The organism is Streptomonospora arabica (assembly GCF_039531585.1).
Taxonomy (GTDB): domain Bacteria; phylum Actinomycetota; class Actinomycetes; order Streptosporangiales; family Streptosporangiaceae; genus Streptomonospora; species Streptomonospora halophila.
This window is the reverse complement of the sequence record NZ_BAAAQI010000002.1, coordinates 306,404-324,518: the sequence shown is the minus strand read 5'-3', so window position 1 is coordinate 324,518 and position 18,115 is coordinate 306,404. Positions and strand designations below refer to the sequence as shown.

The following is an 18,115-nucleotide window of genomic DNA, read 5'->3' as shown; positions in this document are numbered from 1 at the left end:
AGGTCCGGGCGCCCGTCGGCGGGTGCCGGTCAGCGGGTGTCGCCGACGACACCCGCATCGGGCGGCGCGGGCGGCGCGGCCGGTACGGCGTGCACTTCGCCGGGCAGCAGGTGGCCGAGCAGCAGCTTGATCAAGCCCACCGGCGCCAGCCAGGCGATCTGCGGTGGGACGCCCAGCAGCGCGAGCGCCGCGGCGATGCCCAGCGTCGCCGCGGCGAAGGCGGCCGGGCGGCGCAGATCCGGGCGGGTCAGCTCCACGACGACGGCTGCGGCAAGGGTGAGCGTGTAGACCGCCGCCGCGTCGGCCCAACCGAAGCCCGGCACGGCCCAGGCGACCACCGCAGGCTGGACGTGCAGCGCGACGAAACCGAGCCGGTGGAGCCCGCCCCGGCCCGGAGCGTGGAATCGGCGCTTGGCCGACGCGGTGGCGTTGGCGACCGCGCCGCCGAAGTAGTCGAAGGCCACGAGGGCGGCGACGGCCGTCGCCGCCACCGGCCAGCCGGCCGCCGCGCCCGCTGCGAGCGCCGCCGCGGAGCCGGTGCCGGCGGCGCCGAAGGTCAGGGCGATCTCGCCCGCTCCGGCCTGCGGAGCCACCATCGCGTCAGCGACCCGGCGCATCGCACGCCTGACGACGCCCCCGTCCGAGCGGCGCTCCGGAGTCGCGCGCCCGCCGGCCGGGCCGGGCGGCTCGTCCCGCGCAGCCGTGCCCGTGCCGTCGGGATCGGTGTCCATCACAACCGGCCTCCTTATTATGACTGACTGGTCAGTCATAATAAATCGCAATGAGCTCCCGGTCAACAACGGCCCGGCGGCGGCGTGACCGGAGCCGCGACCCTGCGGCCCCTCCCGCAGCGCACCCGCGCCGGAGCCGTGCACCGGGATCGGTTCAGGGCTCGCCCAGGTGTCGACACCGCATGCGGGGCCAAACGAGGCGGGAGAGGGAGAGCGCGCATCGGACGGCCGCGAAGCGGCCGACCCCTGTCGGCGGAACGACCGGTTTCGGCTCCGGTTCAGGGTCGCGGTCAGGGGAGCGCCAGGGGGGTTCCCGATGGGAAATCGCGCCGTGAAAGGGCACGCTGGAAGCATGAACGACAACACCGGCAGCAAGAAACTGCGACGCAGCCGCCGCCAGCGGATCCTCACGGGCGTGAGCGGCGGTATCGGCGAGTTCGTCGGCGTCGACCCCAACATCGTCCGCGTGGTCTTCGTGGCCCTCACGATCTTCGGCGCCGGGACCGCGGTCCTGCTCTACATCGCCGCCTGGCTGGTGATGCCCGAGGAGGATGGCGAGGACTCGATGCTCGAGCACATCATCCGCAACTTCCAGGGCAAGAAGTCCGACTACTGATGTGGTCGCTGCGCGCACGACCGGACTTCGTCGCGAGGCTCCCCCGTGCCCTCGACGAGGGCGACGGGGAGCCGAGCGGGACGCGGCCGGAGCCGTCCGGCCGGTGCGGGCCGGAGCGGAACGTGTCGGCGGGGGCGCCCGAGAGCTCCGCGGACAGCGCTCCCGCCTGACGGCGGCTCGGCGCCGAAGCAGGTGGCGCTCGGCGCCGTGCGGGACCGTCCCGCAGCCGCCGGCCGCCGGCCCCGCACAGGTGCACGTGCCGCCCCCACGGGCCGCCGTGCAGCGCGTCGCCGCTCGCGCCGCGCCGCCGCGCTCCCGTCAGCCGGCCGCAGGAGCCGGCGCGTTCATCAGCTCGATCGCGCTGTGGGAGATCCGGGACCAGTGGAGGGCCAGCCACAGCGCGGTCAGCACCCCGACGGCACCGGCGGCGATGATGACCACCTGCGTGCCGGTGATCTCCACCAGCAGGCTCGCGAGCGCGATCCCGACGCCCTGGGCGGCCTGCAGACCCGCAGCCACCAGGCCGAACGCCAGTCCGCGCCCCTCACCGGGCACGCACAGCACGAACGCCGCGTTGGCGACGATCTGGTAGGACGCCGCCGCGCCCGAGAACACCATCAACCCGATCATCGCCCACAGCGGAGGGTCGGCGAGCCAGAGCAGCAGCGGCGCCGAGGCCGTCACGGACAGCGGGCCGAGCAGGTGCATGCGGGTCGTCGGGTTGATCAGCCGCGTCAGCACGAAGCCGCCGATCACGGCCCCCAACGACGGCGCCGCCATGATGAACCCGGCTGCCGTGGCGCCGCCGCCCGCCTCGTCGGCCAAGGGGTTGGCCAGCCCGTAGGGCATCATGTAGAGCCCGGCGAGCCAGGCGAACAGGCCCAGCGTGCGCAGGCGGGAGTCGCCGAAGACCAGCCGCGTGCCGTCGCGGGTGACCTGCCAGAGCGAGGGCCGGGCGTCGCGGTCCTGGTGCGGGGCGGGCCGGCGGCGCACCCCGGCGTAGACGATGGCGGCCGACACCAGGAACGTCAGCCCGTTGTACATCACGGTGGAGTTGGCGCCGATGACGGCGACGACCCAGCCGCCGGCGGCCAGTCCCACCAGCGTTCCGGCCTGGGAGGTCAGCTGGAAGATGGCCGAGCCGGCGACGTAGCGCTCGCCCTGCACGATCTCGGCCATCAGCGCCGCGCGGGCCGCTCCGAAGGGCACCAGCGGCAGGATGGACAGGAACAGCAGCGTCCAGATCGCCCAGATCGGCAGCCCGGGGATGCCCATCGCGGCCACCATCACCGCGCGGATCACGTCGCAGACCACGAGGACGCGGCGGCGCGGGAAGAGGTCGGCGAGGCCCGACAGCAGCGGGCCGCCGATGACCTGCGGGATGTAGGTGAGCGCGAGGGTGATCCCGGCGGCCAGGGCCGAGGACGTCTGCTGGTAGACGAGCACGGTTATGGCGACGTTGAGCAGGAAGTTTCCGGTGGTCGCCAGCGCGTGGGCCGACCACAGGGCCCTGTACTCGGGCACCTTGAGGACCTCGCGGTACCCGTCCCGCCAGTCGGAGAGCGGCTCGGGGGAGTCGTCGCCGCCGGACTCGGCGGCGCTTCCGGGGGAGTCGGGCGTCCCGGGGCCGGAGGGACCTGCGGGCGCGGGAGCACCGGAGCCGGAGTCGGCGACGGCAGCGGGACCTCCGGAAGGCGGGGGCGCGGCCGTGTCGGCGACGGCGCCGGCGTCGGCTTCAGGGTGCGGTGGGTTCGCCTGTCCGCGGACCTGAGAGGGGACGCGTGCTTCGCGGCTGTCCATGTGCGGATCGCCCACTCGGCGACTCCCTTACTGGTAACAAAGGTGTCACTCTAAGTCGTTGGTTGATGACCTACCGTTCCTGATGTGTGCGCTTTTCCGCAAGTCGTTCGACCCTATTCGTTTCTGTTTCGTTGTAGCCCTTAGGTTCACGCAGCGGATTCATGTACCGGAAGTGCCGTTTTAGTCGGGTATTGCCCGGGTAAAGTCGGCGGCCGGGAGGGAGCGCAGCGTAGTCGGGCGTGCGGCGCACGGCCGATCACCCCCAGCCGAGCTCGTGCAGGCGGTCGTCGTCGATGCCGAAGTGGTGGGCGATCTCGTGCACGACCGTGATCCGGACCTCCTCGACCACCTCCTCGGGCGTCGAGCACACGGTGCAGATCTCCCGCCAGTAGATCGATATCCGGTCGGGCAGGACCCCGAAGTAGGCGTCGCCGCGCTCGGTCAGCGGCACCCCCTCGTACAGGCCGAGCAGGCCGGGCTCGGGCGGGTCCTCGGCCACCGTGATCACCACGTTGTCGATGTAGCCGGTCAGGTTCTCGGGGATGGTGTCGAGGGCGTCTGCGACAAGCTCCTCGAACCGTGCGCGCGTCAGTTCCACCACGCATCGCATTGTGCGGCATAGGGCAGCGGGCGACGAGGCCGATACCGGCCGCCGCGCCGGGCGGACGAGAGGCCGGGCCCGCCGGCGCCCGCCGCGCGTGCGGGCACGACGTTGGCGGTAGGCGCGCACGGGCATGATGGGGAGGTGTTGTCGAGCGTGAGATCCCGTCTGGCAGAGGCCGTGCGAGCCGCCCCCGCCTGGTTCTCCCGCATGCGCCGGGGCCGCACCTGGCGCTACGGCGCCGTGGTGGCGGCCGCGCTGCTCGGAGGCTGGCTCGGGCTGACCCTCGGCGGCCAGATCGTGGCGCCCATCGGCCCGGCCGACGTCGAGTTCAGCATCAGCCCCGACTTCGACGGCAAGACGGTGGTCGACGTCTCACCGCTGGGCAAGCTGGAGTTCGACACGCACACCGGCCCCCTGAGCTTCCGCGCCTCCATCTCGGAGATCCGGCTGTCGGCGACCCGGGAGATGTTCCAGAACCCCGAGGCCATCAACCGCATGGCCGACAGCATCGGCGACGAGCTGCGCAGCGGTGTCATCCGGCTGTTCGTGCAAGCCGTGGCGGCCGCGGTCGTCGGCGCGGGCGTCACGGCGCTGATCCTGTTCCGCGACTGGCGGCGGGCCGGGATGAGCGCGGCGACGGCGCTTCTGGTGATCGCCGGCGCGGGCGGGCTCAGCGCCGCCACGTTCAACCCCGCCGCCATCGCCGAGCCCCGCTACACCGGGCTGCTGGCGGGCGCGCCGCAGGTGGTGGGAAGCGCCGAAAGCGTCGTCAGCCGGTTCTCGCGCTACCGCGAGCAGCTGGCGAGCCTTGTGGGCAACGTCTCCCAGCTCTACGAGGCGACCTCGGCGCTGCCGGTCTACGAGGACGATGCCGACACCATCCGGGTGCTGCACGTCAGCGACCTGCACCTGAACCCGGCGGGATGGAACGTGGTCCGGTCCCTGAGCGAGCAGTTCCAGGTGGACATGGTCGCCGACACCGGCGACATCACCGACCGCGGCAGCGCGGCCGAGGATGTCTTCGTCGACGACATCGAATCCCTGGACGTCCCCTACGTGTGGGTGCGCGGCAACCACGACTCGATGGGCACTCAGCGCGCGGTACAGGAGCAGGACAACGCCGTCGTACTGGACGACGAGGTCCAGCGGGTCGGCGGGATCGTCTTCTACGGCGCGGGCGACCCCCGCTTCACCCCGGACAGGGCGCTGGACAACCCGACCGGCGGCGAGCTCGCCGCGATCGGCGCCGAGCAGGTGCCGGCGGTCGAGGGGCACGAGCCGCCGGTCGACGTCGCGATGTTCCACGACCCGCGCCAGGGCCAGGCCTTCAGCGGCCGGGTCCCGCTGGTGCTGGCCGGAGACGCCCAGAGCCGCTGGACGGAACAACAGGGCACGGGCACGCGCTTCATCGTGCAGGGCTCGACGGGCGGCGCGGGGCTGCGCGCGCTGGACGGCGACTCCGACGAGCCAACGCCCTACCAGGCCTCCGTGCTGTACTTCGACCGCGAGTCCAAGCGGCTCCAGGCCTGGGACGACGTCACGCTCGGCGGCCTCGGTCTGTCCTCGGCGCAGATCGAGCGGCACATCACCGAGAACCCGGACCGCGAGATCACCCCGCCCACCAGCACGCCTCAGGCGCCCACGCCCCCCACCCCGTCGCCGACCGGCACGCCCGCCTCGGGGGAGGCCGGTGCCACGCAGACGCCGCCCGCGCGTCCGCAGGAGTCCGAGTCCGGGCCGGAGCCGACGGGCGCTCCCGGATGAGCCCGCGAGCCCGCCGACCGGGAGCCCGGCAAACCGCTTTGGCACCGCGGTGGAATCTCCCCTATGCTTGATCCGTCCCCGACGACCGGCGAAGTGGGAGTGACGACCGCGTTCGTCGTCGAGGCCCCCATCGTCTAGTGGCCTAGGACGCCGCCCTTTCAAGGCGGTAACGCCGGTTCGAATCCGGTTGGGGGTACGGCTCCGGCCAAACCACTGCCGAAGGTCTGGCAGAATGAGACGCGGAGCGCGGAACACGAAGATCCCGAAGAATCGGACATCCTCGACCCGCGCGACAACTGAACATGACACGAGGTCCTGTGGAGCAGCTAGGAGTGCTCGCCACCCTGTCAAGGTGGAGGCCGCGGGTTCAAATCCCGTCAGGACCGCGTCGCACACCGCTTGGTGTGCCTGGCCAGGTAGCTCAGTTGGTACGAGCGTCCGCCTGAAAAGCGGAAGGTCGGCGGTTCGACCCCGTCCCTGGCCACATCCTCTGAACACATGAAATGCCCCGTGAACCGCGGAAAGCGGCCACGGGGCATTTTGCTGCGCCGGTTGGTGCCCGTGGCGTCCGGTGGGTCTCTGCGGCCGATGCACGGCTGCGTCTCGCGCACCTGTCGGCCGGCTCAGTGCCCAAGGGCCTCTGAGATCTGCCGCATGGCGTGGTCCTCCTCTCCCCCAATGCGGACTGACGGCAACGTGTCGGGGATAGTTGACATGTCGGGAGATGCTTACATATCGTTCCCGTATGTCAGATGACGTCTTCCTCGCCCTGGCCAACCCCGCGCGCCGCCGTCTGCTGGAGCTTCTGGCGGACGGGCCGCGGACGGCCGGCGACCTCGCCGAGCAGTTCGATATGAGCCGCCCGGCCGTCGCCGAGCATCTGCAGGTGCTCCGCCGGGCGGCGCTCGTCCACGACGAGCCGGTGGGCCGCCGTCGGTACTACCGGCTGGAGGCGGCGCCGCTGAAGCAGGTCGGGGACTGGCTGCACCCGTTCGAGCGGTTCTGGCGCGAACGGCTGCGCGACATGGCCGATCTTGTCGAGAAGGAGATCCCCGATGACTGAAGGACGCACTGGCACGATCTCGGTCGACCAGTTCATCGCGGCCCCGCCGAGGAAGGTCTGGCGGGCGCTGACCGAGCCGGACCTGCACGCGAAGTGGTGGGCGCCCGGCGACGTCGCCGAAACGGTGGGGCACGAGTTCCATCTGGACATGCCCGGGTTCGGCGCCATCCCGTGCAAGGTGCTCGAATCGGTGCCCCATGAGCGCTTCGTCTACACGTTCAACGGCAACTGGACGCTGACGTGGCGGCTGGTCGCGGAGGGCGACGGCACCCGCCTGCTGCTGGACCACTCCGGCTTCGACCTCGACGACAAGCGCGAGAGTCAGGCGTACGACCGCATGGGGCCCGGCTGGCGCGAGACCGTCGTCCCCAGGCTCGCGGAGCTGGCCCCGGGCATCGACTGACCGGCCCGGGCGCCACCGAACCGGGCGCACCGGCGGTCAGGGGCCAGTCCGGGCGCCATCGAACCGGGGCCATCGAACCGGGCGCAGCCCGCACCGGCCGATCCTCCCCGAAAGCGCCTGCAGGCTCGGGCGGGGCGCCGCTCCGCTCAGAGTCCCTGGCGGCGCAACTGTTCGATCTGCCTGCGGTCGCGCTTGGTGGGGCGGCCCGCCCCGCGGTCGCGGCGCAGCACCGCGCCGGGCTGCTGCGGGGCGGGCTCAGGGCTGCGGTCGGTGTAGCAGCGGCGCGCGACCGGGGCGCCCACCCGCTTCTCGATCACCAGGGCGACGTCCACGATGCGCGTGACGCCGTTGAGGCGCACCTGCACCTCGTCGCCGACGCGGACGGGCGTCGCGGGCTTGGCGGGCCGGTCGTTGACACGCACGTGCCCGCCGCGGCACGCCTGGGCGGCGTCGGCGCGGGTCTTGGCCAGCCGCACGGCCCAGACCCAGCGGTCCACGCGGCCGCTGGGATGTCCCTGCGGCATCCTGGGGTCGGACTGTGCCGCGGGCTCGCCCTTCTGCGCGGGCGGGGTGGTGCGCTCCGGGTCGTTCACCTGTGATCCTTCCGGCAGCCGCCGCGATCCCCGGTCGCCGGCGGCGCTGCGCATCGGCTGGTGTCTCACCGGGCCGCCCGCGGTGCGCGGCGGCCCCTCTGCCCGCACTGTAGCCCGCCCCCGCGGGTGCGCGCCGCTGCTGTACCGCTGGGAGCCGGTGCGCCGGCGCGAGCAGCGGTTCGGCACCCCCTCCGGGAGCCGGCAGGCGCGCTTCCCAAATCGCGGTGCTGTAAGCGCTGCTGCGCGGCCCCGACGACGATGCCGCTGCTCGGCGAGTTCACCGGCAACCCGGACGGGGAGTCGGCCGAGGCGTTGGAAGACGCCCTGGCGGCGTTCGAGGGGACCGTGCTCGCGTCGCGCACGACCCGTGGTTCGCCCGGTCGCTGGACCGGTTCCTCGTCTTCCTCATCTTCCGCGCCGACGGCCGGGTCGAGGCCTCCGACGAGCCGGTCTGGGAGGAGGACCGGGTCCGGCGATAGCGCCCTACCAGGGCGGTTGGCGCACCGGTGCCGCACCGCCGCGCCCGGCCCGCCGACACGGGGGCGCGCCGTGCCCGTCGGACGCGAGCTCGATACGGCGGATCCGAGGTGCGGAGCACTCTCGACTGGCGCTAGAGTGGAGCGAGTGCGCAGCCGCCCGGCGGCTCGACCGCACCGAGGTCCTGTGGAGCAGCTAGGAGTGCTCGCCACCCTGTCAAGGTGGAGGCCGCGGGTTCAAATCCCGTCAGGACCGCCTCCTCCCGACCGGATTCCCGGTCCGTGTGAACCCCCGTTCCGCATCGGCGCCGCCGCCCGCGGCCGCGAAGGGACCCCGTGGCCTACCGCTACGCCACCGAGCGCCGCGACCACTCCGACCTGGCCTGCGGGAACGTGCTCCGCTCCGCGCCGGGCCACCCCGGGTTCCCCGTCCGCCTGGCCGACGAGCTGTTTCAGCGCGCCGCCGCCCACCTGCCCGCAGCGCCCCTTGCGCTGTGGGACCCCTGCTGCGGCAGCGGGCACCTCGCCGCCTCCGTCGGGACGCTGCACCGCTACCGGCTGTCCTGGCTGCTGGCCACCGACACCGAGCCCGCCGCGCTGTCCATCGCCGAACGCAACCTCGCTCTGCTTACGGGGCGGGGCCTGGCCGAACGCGAGCGCGTGCTGCGCGCCGAGGCCGCGGAGCTTCGGAAGCCGACCCTGCTGGACCGGGCCGACACCGCGGCGCGCCTGGCCGGGCGGCTGAGCGAACGCGGCGGCGACCTCGACCACCGTGTCGGCGCGGGCGACGTCTTCGACCCGACCGAGCCGGAGCGCCCCGTCGACCTGGTGCTCACCGACGTGCCCTACGGCGGCCTCACCTCCTTCACCGGCGCGCCGCCCGACGGCGAGCCCGTTCCCGCGATGCTGCGCGCGCTGGCGGCGGTCCTGCCCGAGCGCGCCGTGCTCGCGGTGACCGCGCGCACTCGCAAGGTCGCCCTGCCCGAGGGCGTGCGCGCGCTGGAGCGGCTCCGCGTGGGCAACCGCGCGGCCGTGCTCGTGCGCGCCGGCGACGCGCGCCGCTGAGCTCCGCTTCGCGCGTTTCGGCCTTCCGCCGAGCCCGCCGCCCCGGCACAGCGGGCGGTTCCGTCGGTGTTTCCACGGGAGCCGAAAATTCCGAGAGCGCATCGTGTGGAGGAAAGCCCCCTGAACGGGTATTCGGTCGATGGGTCCGGCTCGTCCTGGGGCGGATGCGAAAGCGCTCCGCCCGGTTCACGGCGACGCAAAAAGCGAGTGGTGACAGTGGATAATCGCGGTAAACCTGCAGGTCGGAATCCGGGTGCAGGAGAACTCCTGCTTCGGATCGATGGATATCTGATCCGGTCAACGGAAAACGCGGACCGGACGCGGTATTCGCGGCGAAACGGAAATCCGTCCCCGGCCGAACCGCCGATGCCGCCGACGCTGCCCGCGCCGCGCGGGTACGGGAGGCCGGAACAGGCGGCGCCCGGCGCGGCGGGACCCGTGGACGAGGAGGCGCTCGCCGAGGCCGTGGTGCGCCGGTCGGCCTCCCTGCTGCTCGGTCCGCCCGAGGGGCGCTTCTTCGAGCGCCTCCCGCTCGTCCGTCGCGCGCTCCTGGAGCTTCCCGCCATCTCCGCCCGCCGCTCCCTCACCGACCTCTGCGACCGCGTGGCCGCCGAGCCCGAGGCCGACCTGCGCGCCCAGTACGCCCGGGCCTTCGACACCCGGCAGCGCCGAACGCTGCACCTGCTCGACCACGCCGACGGCGACGCCCGGCGCCGGCGCCGGGTCCGCGCGCGCATCGCCGGCCTCTATGCGCACCGCGGCTGGCGAACGGTCGGCACCGAGGAGCCCGACCACCTGGCGGTGGTGCTGGAGTTCGCCGCCCGGTGCGACCCCGGCCGCGGAGAGCGGCTGCTCGGGCGGCTGCGGCCCGGGATGGAGCGGTTGCGTGCGGCGATGGCCGGACTCGGCACGCCCTATGCGGGGGTGCTGGACGCGGTGTGCGCCACGCTTCCGCCTGCCGGGCCCAGCGCCGCCCCCGTCGCCCTGGCGGACGCGGTGCACCTCGGCGGCGCCGACGGCACCATGCCCGCTGTTCCGAGGCAGGCCCGCGGATCGGAGGACGGTGCGGCGTGCTCCGGCGCGGCCTCCGGCGGGCGTGCGCGCCCCGAGGCCGGTCGCCGACCGCGGTAGTGCGAAAGCGGGCGGGGGAGTGCGGGTCGGCGGCGCGCGGAGGCCGGGAAGCGGACCGGAGCGCCTGCGGGCCGCCTGCCCCCCGTTGTGCCGGTCCACAAGGGGCGGCACGCGACGTCGTCCCCGGACACGGGATTGCGTAACGGCACGATAGGCATAAGGTAACGGATCGTGTCGATTCGTGAACAAGTGCCCGATTCGGGTACCCCTGTGCGGGTGCCGTCCCCCGTAGCAAAGGAGCACCACGGGCCGTGGAACAACTCAACCAACTAGCCAACGACCTCGTAACCACGTTCACAGACGCGTTCTGGGCCTGGTTGCTCATCCCCCTGCTCGCCGTCCTGAGCATCTACTTCACCGTCAGGCTCGGGGGCGTGCAGCTGCGCATGATCCCGGAGATGGTCCGGACGCTGCGCAGCAAACCCGAGGTCGCCCCTGACGGTAAGCGGGCGATCTCCTCGTTCCAGGCGTTCTCGATCTCCGCGGCCGCGCGCATCGGAACCGGCAACGTCGTCGGCGTGGCCGGTGCGATCGCGGTCGGCGGACCCGGCGCCGTGCTGTGGATGTGGATCGCCGGCCTCTTCGTCGGGGCCGCCAGCTTCGTGGAGTCCACGCTCGGTCAGCTGTACAAGGTGCGCGACCGGACCGGCTACCGCGGCGGTCCCGCCTACTACATGCAGCACGGGCTCAACGCCCGGTGGATGGGGATCATCTTCGCCATCGCCATCACGGTGACCTTCGGGTTCGTGTTCAACGCGGTGCAGAGCAACACCATCGCCAACGCCGTGGCCAACTCCGCGGGCGCCATCGGCTACGAGTTCGGCACCTGGGTGACGGCTGCGGTCGGCCTGCTGCTGGTGGCCGTGACCGCGCTGGTCGTGTTCGGCGGCGTGCGCCGCATCGCCCACGTCACGCAGACGCTGGTCCCCTTCATGGCGGTGTTCTACCTGATCATGGGCCTGGTCGTGGTCGTGCTCAACGCCGACCAGGTCCCCGCCGTCTTCTCCGAGATCGTGCAGAGCGCCTTCGGTCTGCGCGAGGTCGCCGGAGCGACCATCGGCACGGTGATCATCCAGGGCGTGCGGCGCGGCATGTTCTCCAACGAGGCCGGACTGGGCTCGGCCCCCAACGCCGGCGCCACCGCGGCGGTCACCCACCCGGTCAAGCAGGGCCTCGTGCAGACCCTGGGCGTCTACTTCGACACCCTGATCATCTGCTCCATGACCGCGTTCCTGATCCTGACCACCAACCCGACCCTCGGTGCCGAGCGCGGCCCGCTGCTGACCCAGGAGGCCCTGGAGACCGGTCTGGGCACGTGGTCGCTGCACGCGCTGACGGTGGTGCTGCTGCTCCTGGCCTTCAGCTCGATCCTGGGCAACTTCTACTACGGCCAGGCCAACGTCGCCTTCCTCACCGAGAACCGGGGTGTCATGACCGGCTTCAAGGTCGTCTTCCTGGTGGCGACCTTCCTCGGCTCGATCGGCACCGTGCAGATCGTGTGGAGCCTGGCCGACACCGCGATGGGCTTCATGGCCCTGGTCAACCTGGTGGCCCTCGCGCCGCTCGCCGGAGTGGTGGGGATCGTGCTCAAGGACTACGTGGCCCAGCGCAAGCAGGGCCTCGACCCGGTGTTCACCCGCGACCGGTTCCCCCAGCTGCGCGGAGTCCAGTGCTGGGAGGCCGAGCAGCAGCCCGCCGCCGACGAGGCGGGCGCGGGCAGCCGCTAGACCGCCGGCGTGCCGATCGCCCTGGGCGGTCGGCGCGGGACGCGAGCAGGGCGGTGCGGACCGAGAACAGGGAGGTGCGACCCCGCCTTGCAGGTGGGGTCGCACCTTCCTTGGAGCCCGCTCCGCTGCCCCCTCCCCGCCGAACCGCTTGCCGGAGCAAGCGGCCGGGCAGCGGAGCGGATCCGCCCTCGGGAGAAGAGACTGCCCGAAAGCGCGGTGCTGGAGAAGGGCGGACCGTTCCAGGGAACGATCTTCCCCCCCGAGATGCCCGCCGATGCCATAATCGAGGCCTATGCGAGGCGACCAGCACGGAGACCGGGGGCCGCTGGCCGAATTCCTCAATGCGCGGCGAGCGCTCGTCTCCATCCGTGATGCGGGCATCCCCCTCGGCGGCCCGTCGCGTCGGGTGCCGGGACTGCGGAGGGAGGAGGTCGCCCAGCTCGCCGGAATCAGCGTCGACTACTACACGCGGCTGGAGCAGGGCCGGCTGCGCACGGCGTCGCGGACCGTGCTGAACTCCATCGGAACGGCGCTGGGACTGGACGCCGACCAGCGGCTGCACCTGTTCAAGCTGGCCGACCCCGAGCTGGGTCTGGCCGTCGCCGAGGACGAGCAGCGGGTGAGCGTCGGCGTGGAGCGGCTGCTGGCCAACGTGGTGGGCATGCCGGCCCTGGTGTTCGGGCGCTATCTGGACATCCTGGCCTGGAACCGATCGGCCGCGGCGCTGCTCGGCGACCTGGCCGCCATGAGCGCGCGCCAGCGCAACTACGTGCGCATCGTCTTCTTGAATCCCGCGATCCGCAGTGTGTTCGTCGACTGGCGCGAACGTGCCCGCGAGGCGGTCTCGTTCCTGCGGATGAACAGCGGCGCCCGCAGCGAGCAGGCGCGCCTGCAGGAGCTGGTGGGCGAGCTGTCCGTGCGCGATGAGGACTTCCGGCGGTGGTGGAACCAGCACCTGGTCTCACTGCGGCCGTTCGGCGCCACACGCTTCGACCACCCGGCGGTGGGCGAGTTCTCGCTGGACTGGGAGGTGCTTGCGGTGGTCGAGGACGACGAGCAGTTCATCGGTCTGCTCAGCTCCGACCCCGAAAGCCCCGACCACGACGCCGTCATGCGGCTGGCCGACTGGGCGAAGGAGCGCGGCCTGCGCTCCTCGGCCCAGGCCGCCGGGCCCGCGGACCCCGCCTGACACCGGGCGGGAGTCCGCGCCGCAGTGTCCGGAAGCGGTCGGAAACCCCGGCCACGCGGGGGAGGCGGGCCGATAGGCTGCCGTGATCACGGCCGACCGGCGAGCCTGAGGGGAGAGCCTTCCGTGAGCGTGCGCGACCGAGTCGCGGGCATCGTGGAGGCGCGGTGGTTCCAGAACTGCGTCATCGCCGTCATCCTGGTCAACGCAGCGGTACTGGGGCTGGAGACCTCTTTGCCGGTCGTCGAGGACCACGGCGTGCTGCTGCACCGGGTCGACATGATGGTTCTGGGCGTCTTCGTGGTCGAACTGGGGCTGCGGATCTTCGCCTATCGGGGAGGCTTCTTCCGCGACCCGTGGAGCTGGTTCGACCTCGTCATCGTGCTGGTCGCCCTCATGCCCGCGTCCGGGCCGTTCTCGGTGCTGCGCGTGCTCCGGGTGCTGAGGGTGCTGCGCCTGCTGTCGGTGGTGCCGACCCTGCGCCACGTCGTGACCGGCCTGTTCAAGGCGCTGCCCGGCATGGCGTCGATCTCGTTCCTGGTCGCGCTGCTGCTGTACGTGGCCGCGGTGATGGCAACCAACCTCTTCCGCGCCAGCGCACCGCAGCACTTCGGTGAGATCACGACGTCGCTGTTCACCCTGTTCCAGATCATGACCGGCGACAGCTGGGGCTCCATCGCCCGCACCGTGATGGCGGAGCAGCCGGCGGCGTGGCTGTTCTTCGTGGCGTTCATCCTGGCCTCGACGTTCATCGCCCTGAACCTGTTCATCGCGGTGGCCGTCGAGGCCCTGGAGCACGACAAGTCCGGCCGCCGCGAGATCGAGGAGGACGACCCCCAGCAGGAGGTCCTCGCGGAGCTCCGCGCACTCAGAACGGAGGTCGCCGCACTGCGCAGGGAACGTGAGGCGGCCTGAGCGGCCCGCCCCCGCCACGGGCGGGCGCGCTGGCGGCTGCCGGCGGGGCTGCCCTCGCATCCTGCCCACCGCTCCGCCACCGGAATGAGCCCGTTTCCACGGGTGCGGGGTGAGCTGGGAGTATGCGCAGGCGCATGAAGCAGGTCACAAGTCGGGGCCTGTGAGGGTGCCTTCTCGGGGCGGGAGTCGCTAGTGTTCTAGGTCACAACGCCCGTGTTCGAGGGGGCCAGATGACCATTGTCGCGATCGAGCCCGCCACCCCGGAACGGTGGGCAGACCTGGAACGGCTGTTCGGGCCGACCGGAGCCTACGGCCACTGCTGGTGCGTCTACTTCCGGCGCAGGGCCAAGGAGTTCACCGCGAGCGTGTCGTGCACGCCCGCTGAGCGCGGTGGCAGCAACCGCGAGGCGCTCCAGCGCGTGACGCTCGACGGCAGGGTGCCCGGTCTGATCGCCTATGACGGATCCGAGCCGTGCGGCTGGGTGTCGGTGGCGCCGCGGGAGGACTTCGTGCGGCTGGCGCGTTCGCGCTCGCTGCGTCCGGCCGACCCCGACGAGCCCGATGTGTGGTCGCTGGTGTGCTTCTGGCTGCCGCCGCGCCGTCGCCGCAAGGGCATGGGGTCGCAGCTGCTGGACGGGGCGATCGAGCACGCCCGCGCCAGCGGCGGCCGCATCCTGGAGGCCTATCCCGTCGACACCGCAGGCGGGCGGGCGCCGAGCGCCGAGGTCTACACCGGCACCGTGCGCATGTTCCAGAAGGCGGGCTTCACCTGCGCCCCCCACCCCGGCAGCGGGCGGCCCGTCGCGCGGCTGACCCTCAAGGACGACTGACTCCCGCAGGCGGCCGCCCCGAGGGCTCCTCCGCCGCCTCGACGCCTGCGTGAAACCGCCCCGAGATCCCCGGGCACGACCCGACCGGCTCCCCGACCGCGCCCCGGCCGCGGAGCGGCCCGCTCCGCCCTGCCCCTCCGGCGCCGCCGGCGGGGCGGTGGCGTGCGGAACACGGGATGCGGCTTGCCTTGAATATACCCTAGGGGGGTATAGTATCGGGCGTAGTCGGGTGAAGGGGAGCGGCAATGGGTGGGAGGCGGACGACCGCGCCGGTCCGCGGCGCGCGGAGTGCGCGGGGGGAAAGGGCGATGAGCGTTCCCGCGCGCATCTCCGTGTTCGCGCTCGTGCTTGCGGCCGCCTTCGCGGCGGGACCGGGTACGGGCGCGCCCCGCCCGGCGGCCCCGCGGAGGGGGCGTGACCGGCCGGGCGCGGCGGTCCCGCCCGGGAGCGAGGGCGTGCCCCTCACATACCCCTTCCCCGTATGCGGCATAGGCTGGGCCGGGCAGAGGTTCCCGGCGGATTCTCCGGCGCGCTCCCGATCAGCACCCTCGCGACGTGCGGCACCGGCCGCGGAGGAGGTCACAAGGCGATGAGCAGCGAAAGCGTGGAACCGAAGCGCGCCCCGGCCGGGGCCGAACACCGGATCGAGCTCGCGATCGGCGGTATGACCTGCGCCTCGTGCGCGAACCGGGTCGAGAAGAAGCTCAACAAGCTCGACGGCGTCACCGCCGAGGTCAACTACGCCACCGAGAAGGCCCGGGTCACCTACGCCGACGGTGTCAGCGCCGACGACCTCGTCGCCCAGGTCGAGAAGGCCGGCTACACCGCCACCCCGCCTCCGCCGCCCGATGCCGAACGCTGCGCGGACTCCGCCGCGGCCGAGGGCGGGCCGGACGACCCGCTGCGCTCCCTGCGTACGCGCACCGCCGTCAGCCTCCTGCTGTCGGCGCCGGTCATCGCCATGGCCATGGTCCCCGCGCTGCAGTTCACCTACTGGCAGTGGGCCTCGCTCACCCTCGCCGCGCCGGTCGTGGTCTGGGGCGCCCTGCCGTTCCACCGGGCCGCCGCCAAGAACCTGCGGCTCGGCCAGGCCACCATGGACACCCTGGTGTCGATGGGCACGCTGGCCGCCTTCGGCTGGTCGCTCTACGCGCTGTTCCTCGGCACGGCGGGCGAGCCGGGCACGATGCACGCCTTCTCGCTGACCGTCGAGCGCGGCGGCGGCGCCGGGAACATCTACCTGGAGGTCGCCGCCGGCGTGACCTCCTTCATCCTGCTCGGCCGCTACTTCGAGGCCCGGTCCAAGCGCCGCGCCGGCGCCGCGCTGCGCGCGCTGCTCGAACTCGGAGCCAAGGACGTCGCCGTCGTGCGCGGCGGCCGCGAGGAGCGGGTGCCCGTCGACCGGCTCGCGGTCGGCGACGTGTTCGCCGTCCGCCCCGGCGAGAAGTTCGCCGCCGACGGCGAGGTGCAGGAGGGCACCTCCGCCGTGGACCGCAGCATGCTCACCGGTGAGTCGGTGCCCGAGGAGGTCGGCCCGGGCTCGCCGGTCGCCGGCGCGACCGCCAACGTCGGCGGCCGGCTGCTCGTGCGCGCCACCCGCGTGGGCTCCGACACCCAGTTGGCGCAGATGGCCCGGCTGGTCGAGGACGCGCAGAGCGGCAAGGCCGAGGTCCAGCGCCTGGCCGACCGCGTCTCGGGCGTGTTCGTGCCCGTCGTGATCGCGCTCGCGGCGGCCACCCTCGGGTTCTGGCTGAGCACCGGCGGCGCCGCCGAGGCGTTCACCGCGGCGGTGGCCGTGCTGATCATCGCCTGCCCGTGCGCGCTGGGCCTGGCCACACCCACCGCCTTGCTGGTGGGCACCGGCCGCGGTGCGCAGTTGGGCATCCTGATCAAGGGTCCCGAGGTGCTGGAGACCACCCGCCGCATCGACACCGTGGTGCTGGACAAGACCGGCACCGTCACCACCGGGCGCATGGCGCTGGCGGGTGTCGCGGCCGCGGGCGGAGTCGACGAGGCCGAGGCGCTGCGGCTGGCCGGTGCGGTCGAGGACGCGTCCGAGCACCCGATCGGCCGGGCGATCGCCGCGGGCGCGGTCCAGCGCGCCGGCGGGCTCCCCGGAGTCGACGGCTTCGCCGCCATCGGCGGCCGCGGGGTCGAGGGCGTCGTGGAGGGACGCCGGGTACTGGTCGGGCGCCCCGCCCTGCTAGCCGAACGAGGCATGGAGCTTCCGCAGGAGCTGGAGCGCGCGGTCGAGCGCGACCGGGAGCAGGGGCGCACCGCGGTCGCGGTGGGCTGGGACGGCGCCGCCCGCGCCGTGCTCGCCGTCTCCGACACGCTCAAGCCCACCAGTAAGGAGGCGGTCGCCCGGCTGCGTGCGCTGGGCCTGCGCCCGGTCCTGCTGACCGGCGACACCTCCGGGGTGGCCGAGGCCGTCGCGGCCGAGGTCGGCATCGGCGAGGTCGTGGCCGAGGTGCTGCCCGAGGACAAGGTCGCCGTGGTGCGGCGGCTGCAGGAGCAGGGCGGCACGGTCGCCATGGTCGGCGACGGGGTCAACGACGCCGCTGCGCTGGCGCAGGCCGACCTCGGCCTGGCCATGGGTACCGGGACCGACGTCGCGATCGAGGCGGGCGACCTCACGCTGGTGCGCGGCGACCTGCGGGTGGCCGCCGACGCCATCCGGCTCTCCCGCCGCACCCTGGCCACCATCCGCGGCAACCTGTTCTGGGCGTTCGGCTACAACGTCCTCGCGCTGCCGCTGGCGGCCGCCGGACTGCTCAACCCGATGATCGCCGGCGGCGCGATGGCGCTGTCCAGCGTGTTCGTCGTGAGCAACAGCCTGCGGCTGCGGACGTTCCGCCCGCTGGCGCGCGACGGCGAGGACGGGCGCGGTCCCGACCGCCCCTCCGACGCCGGCGGCGCGGCCGCACCGGCGCCGTCGGCCGCGTCGGCGCGCTGAGCTCGGAGGACGCGGGGTACGTCCGGAGGCGGCGGCCGTCCGCCGCCTCCGGACGCCTGCGGGCGCCGGGCCGGGCGAACGCGGACGGGTGCCGCCTACCGACCGGTGCGGGACAGGAATTCGAGGATGGTGCAAGCCCGTCACCGGTGGACATTGCGTCGCGGACCGGTCGCGCAGAGCTTTTTTCCGCACGTCGGTTGACGTAGGGTTCGTCGCCGAACCCCCTTCCCCTTTCGGGGAGTCCGGGCGCATCGG

Annotated in this window: 15 protein-coding genes and 4 tRNA genes; 15 read left to right on the top strand and 4 right to left on the bottom strand. The window is 72.9% G+C overall.

Features of this window, described 5'->3' with window-relative positions:
- Positions 1-29: 29 nt before the first annotated feature.
- Complete coding sequence (locus tag ABD284_RS04520) at positions 30-731, bottom strand: hypothetical protein (protein WP_344141090.1); 702 nt, start codon at positions 729-731, stop codon at positions 30-32.
- Positions 732-1,083: 352 nt separating this feature from the next.
- On the opposite strand from ABD284_RS04520, the gene ABD284_RS04515 reads away from it, so the two are divergent.
- Positions 1,084-1,347 (top strand): PspC domain-containing protein, encoded by a 264-nt coding sequence (locus ABD284_RS04515; RefSeq protein WP_344141089.1) that lies wholly within the window; start codon positions 1,084-1,086, stop codon positions 1,345-1,347.
- A gap of 318 nt (positions 1,348-1,665) precedes the next feature.
- On the opposite strand, the gene ABD284_RS04510 is transcribed toward ABD284_RS04515, so the two are convergent.
- Positions 1,666-3,162: an MFS transporter gene (locus tag ABD284_RS04510; RefSeq protein ID WP_344141088.1), complete on the bottom strand. Its 1,497-nt coding sequence runs from the start codon at positions 3,160-3,162 to the stop codon at positions 1,666-1,668.
- Between the two features lie 241 nt (positions 3,163-3,403).
- Positions 3,404-3,757 carry a metallopeptidase family protein gene (locus tag ABD284_RS04505; protein ID WP_344141087.1) on the bottom strand — a complete coding sequence of 118 codons (354 nt, stop codon included), beginning with the start codon at positions 3,755-3,757 and terminating at the stop codon, positions 3,404-3,406.
- A gap of 201 nt (positions 3,758-3,958) precedes the next feature.
- Between ABD284_RS04505 and ABD284_RS04500 the strand changes: the two genes are divergently transcribed.
- The 6 genes from ABD284_RS04500 to ABD284_RS04475 all read left to right on the top strand — a co-directional run bounded on the left by ABD284_RS04500 (position 3,959) and on the right by ABD284_RS04475 (position 6,981).
- Positions 3,959-5,515 (top strand): metallophosphoesterase family protein, encoded by a 1,557-nt coding sequence (locus ABD284_RS04500; protein ID WP_344141477.1) that lies wholly within the window; start codon positions 3,959-3,961, stop codon positions 5,513-5,515.
- Between the two features lie 123 nt (positions 5,516-5,638).
- Positions 5,639-5,711: transfer RNA gene (locus tag ABD284_RS04495), tRNA-Glu, on the top strand.
- 115 nt (positions 5,712-5,826) lie between these two features.
- A tRNA-Asp gene (locus ABD284_RS04490) sits at positions 5,827-5,901 on the top strand.
- Positions 5,902-5,925: 24 nt separating this feature from the next.
- A tRNA-Phe gene (locus ABD284_RS04485) sits at positions 5,926-5,999 on the top strand.
- A gap of 261 nt (positions 6,000-6,260) precedes the next feature.
- Positions 6,261-6,578 carry an ArsR/SmtB family transcription factor gene (locus ABD284_RS04480; RefSeq protein ID WP_344141086.1) on the top strand — a complete coding sequence of 106 codons (318 nt, stop codon included), beginning with the start codon at positions 6,261-6,263 and terminating at the stop codon, positions 6,576-6,578.
- Positions 6,571-6,981 carry an SRPBCC family protein gene (locus ABD284_RS04475; protein WP_344141085.1) on the top strand — a complete coding sequence of 137 codons (411 nt, stop codon included), beginning with the start codon at positions 6,571-6,573 and terminating at the stop codon, positions 6,979-6,981. Before ABD284_RS04480 ends, ABD284_RS04475 begins: the two co-directional genes overlap by 8 nt.
- Positions 6,982-7,127: 146 nt before the next feature.
- On the opposite strand, the gene ABD284_RS04470 is transcribed toward ABD284_RS04475, so the two are convergent.
- Positions 7,128-7,505, bottom strand: coding sequence for an RNA-binding S4 domain-containing protein (locus ABD284_RS04470; protein ID WP_344141476.1), 378 nt, complete (start codon positions 7,503-7,505; stop codon positions 7,128-7,130).
- A 726-nt stretch (positions 7,506-8,231) separates the two neighbouring features.
- Here ABD284_RS04470 and ABD284_RS04465 point away from each other — a divergent pair.
- The 8 genes from ABD284_RS04465 to ABD284_RS04430 all read left to right on the top strand — a co-directional run bounded on the left by ABD284_RS04465 (position 8,232) and on the right by ABD284_RS04430 (position 17,860).
- A tRNA-Asp gene (locus ABD284_RS04465) sits at positions 8,232-8,306 on the top strand.
- Between the two features lie 80 nt (positions 8,307-8,386).
- Positions 8,387-9,115, top strand: coding sequence for an rRNA methyltransferase (locus ABD284_RS04460; protein WP_344141084.1), 729 nt, complete (start codon positions 8,387-8,389; stop codon positions 9,113-9,115).
- A gap of 438 nt (positions 9,116-9,553) precedes the next feature.
- Complete coding sequence (locus tag ABD284_RS04455) at positions 9,554-10,246, top strand: nitrate reductase molybdenum cofactor assembly chaperone (protein ID WP_344141083.1); 693 nt, start codon at positions 9,554-9,556, stop codon at positions 10,244-10,246.
- A gap of 251 nt (positions 10,247-10,497) precedes the next feature.
- Positions 10,498-11,973: an alanine/glycine:cation symporter family protein gene (locus ABD284_RS04450; protein ID WP_344141082.1), complete on the top strand. Its 1,476-nt coding sequence runs from the start codon at positions 10,498-10,500 to the stop codon at positions 11,971-11,973.
- A 292-nt stretch (positions 11,974-12,265) separates the two neighbouring features.
- Positions 12,266-13,162 (top strand): helix-turn-helix domain-containing protein, encoded by an 897-nt coding sequence (locus ABD284_RS04445; protein ID WP_344141081.1) that lies wholly within the window; start codon positions 12,266-12,268, stop codon positions 13,160-13,162.
- A 123-nt stretch (positions 13,163-13,285) separates the two neighbouring features.
- Positions 13,286-14,074: an ion transporter gene (locus tag ABD284_RS04440; RefSeq protein WP_344141080.1), complete on the top strand. Its 789-nt coding sequence runs from the start codon at positions 13,286-13,288 to the stop codon at positions 14,072-14,074.
- Between the two features lie 230 nt (positions 14,075-14,304).
- Positions 14,305-14,904, top strand: a complete 600-nt coding sequence (locus ABD284_RS04435) for a GNAT family N-acetyltransferase (RefSeq protein ID WP_344141079.1) — start codon at positions 14,305-14,307, stop codon at positions 14,902-14,904.
- 589 nt (positions 14,905-15,493) lie between these two features.
- Positions 15,494-17,860, top strand: coding sequence for a heavy metal translocating P-type ATPase (locus tag ABD284_RS04430; protein ID WP_344141078.1), 2,367 nt, complete (start codon positions 15,494-15,496; stop codon positions 17,858-17,860).
- The last annotated feature ends 255 nt before the right edge of the window (positions 17,861-18,115 follow it).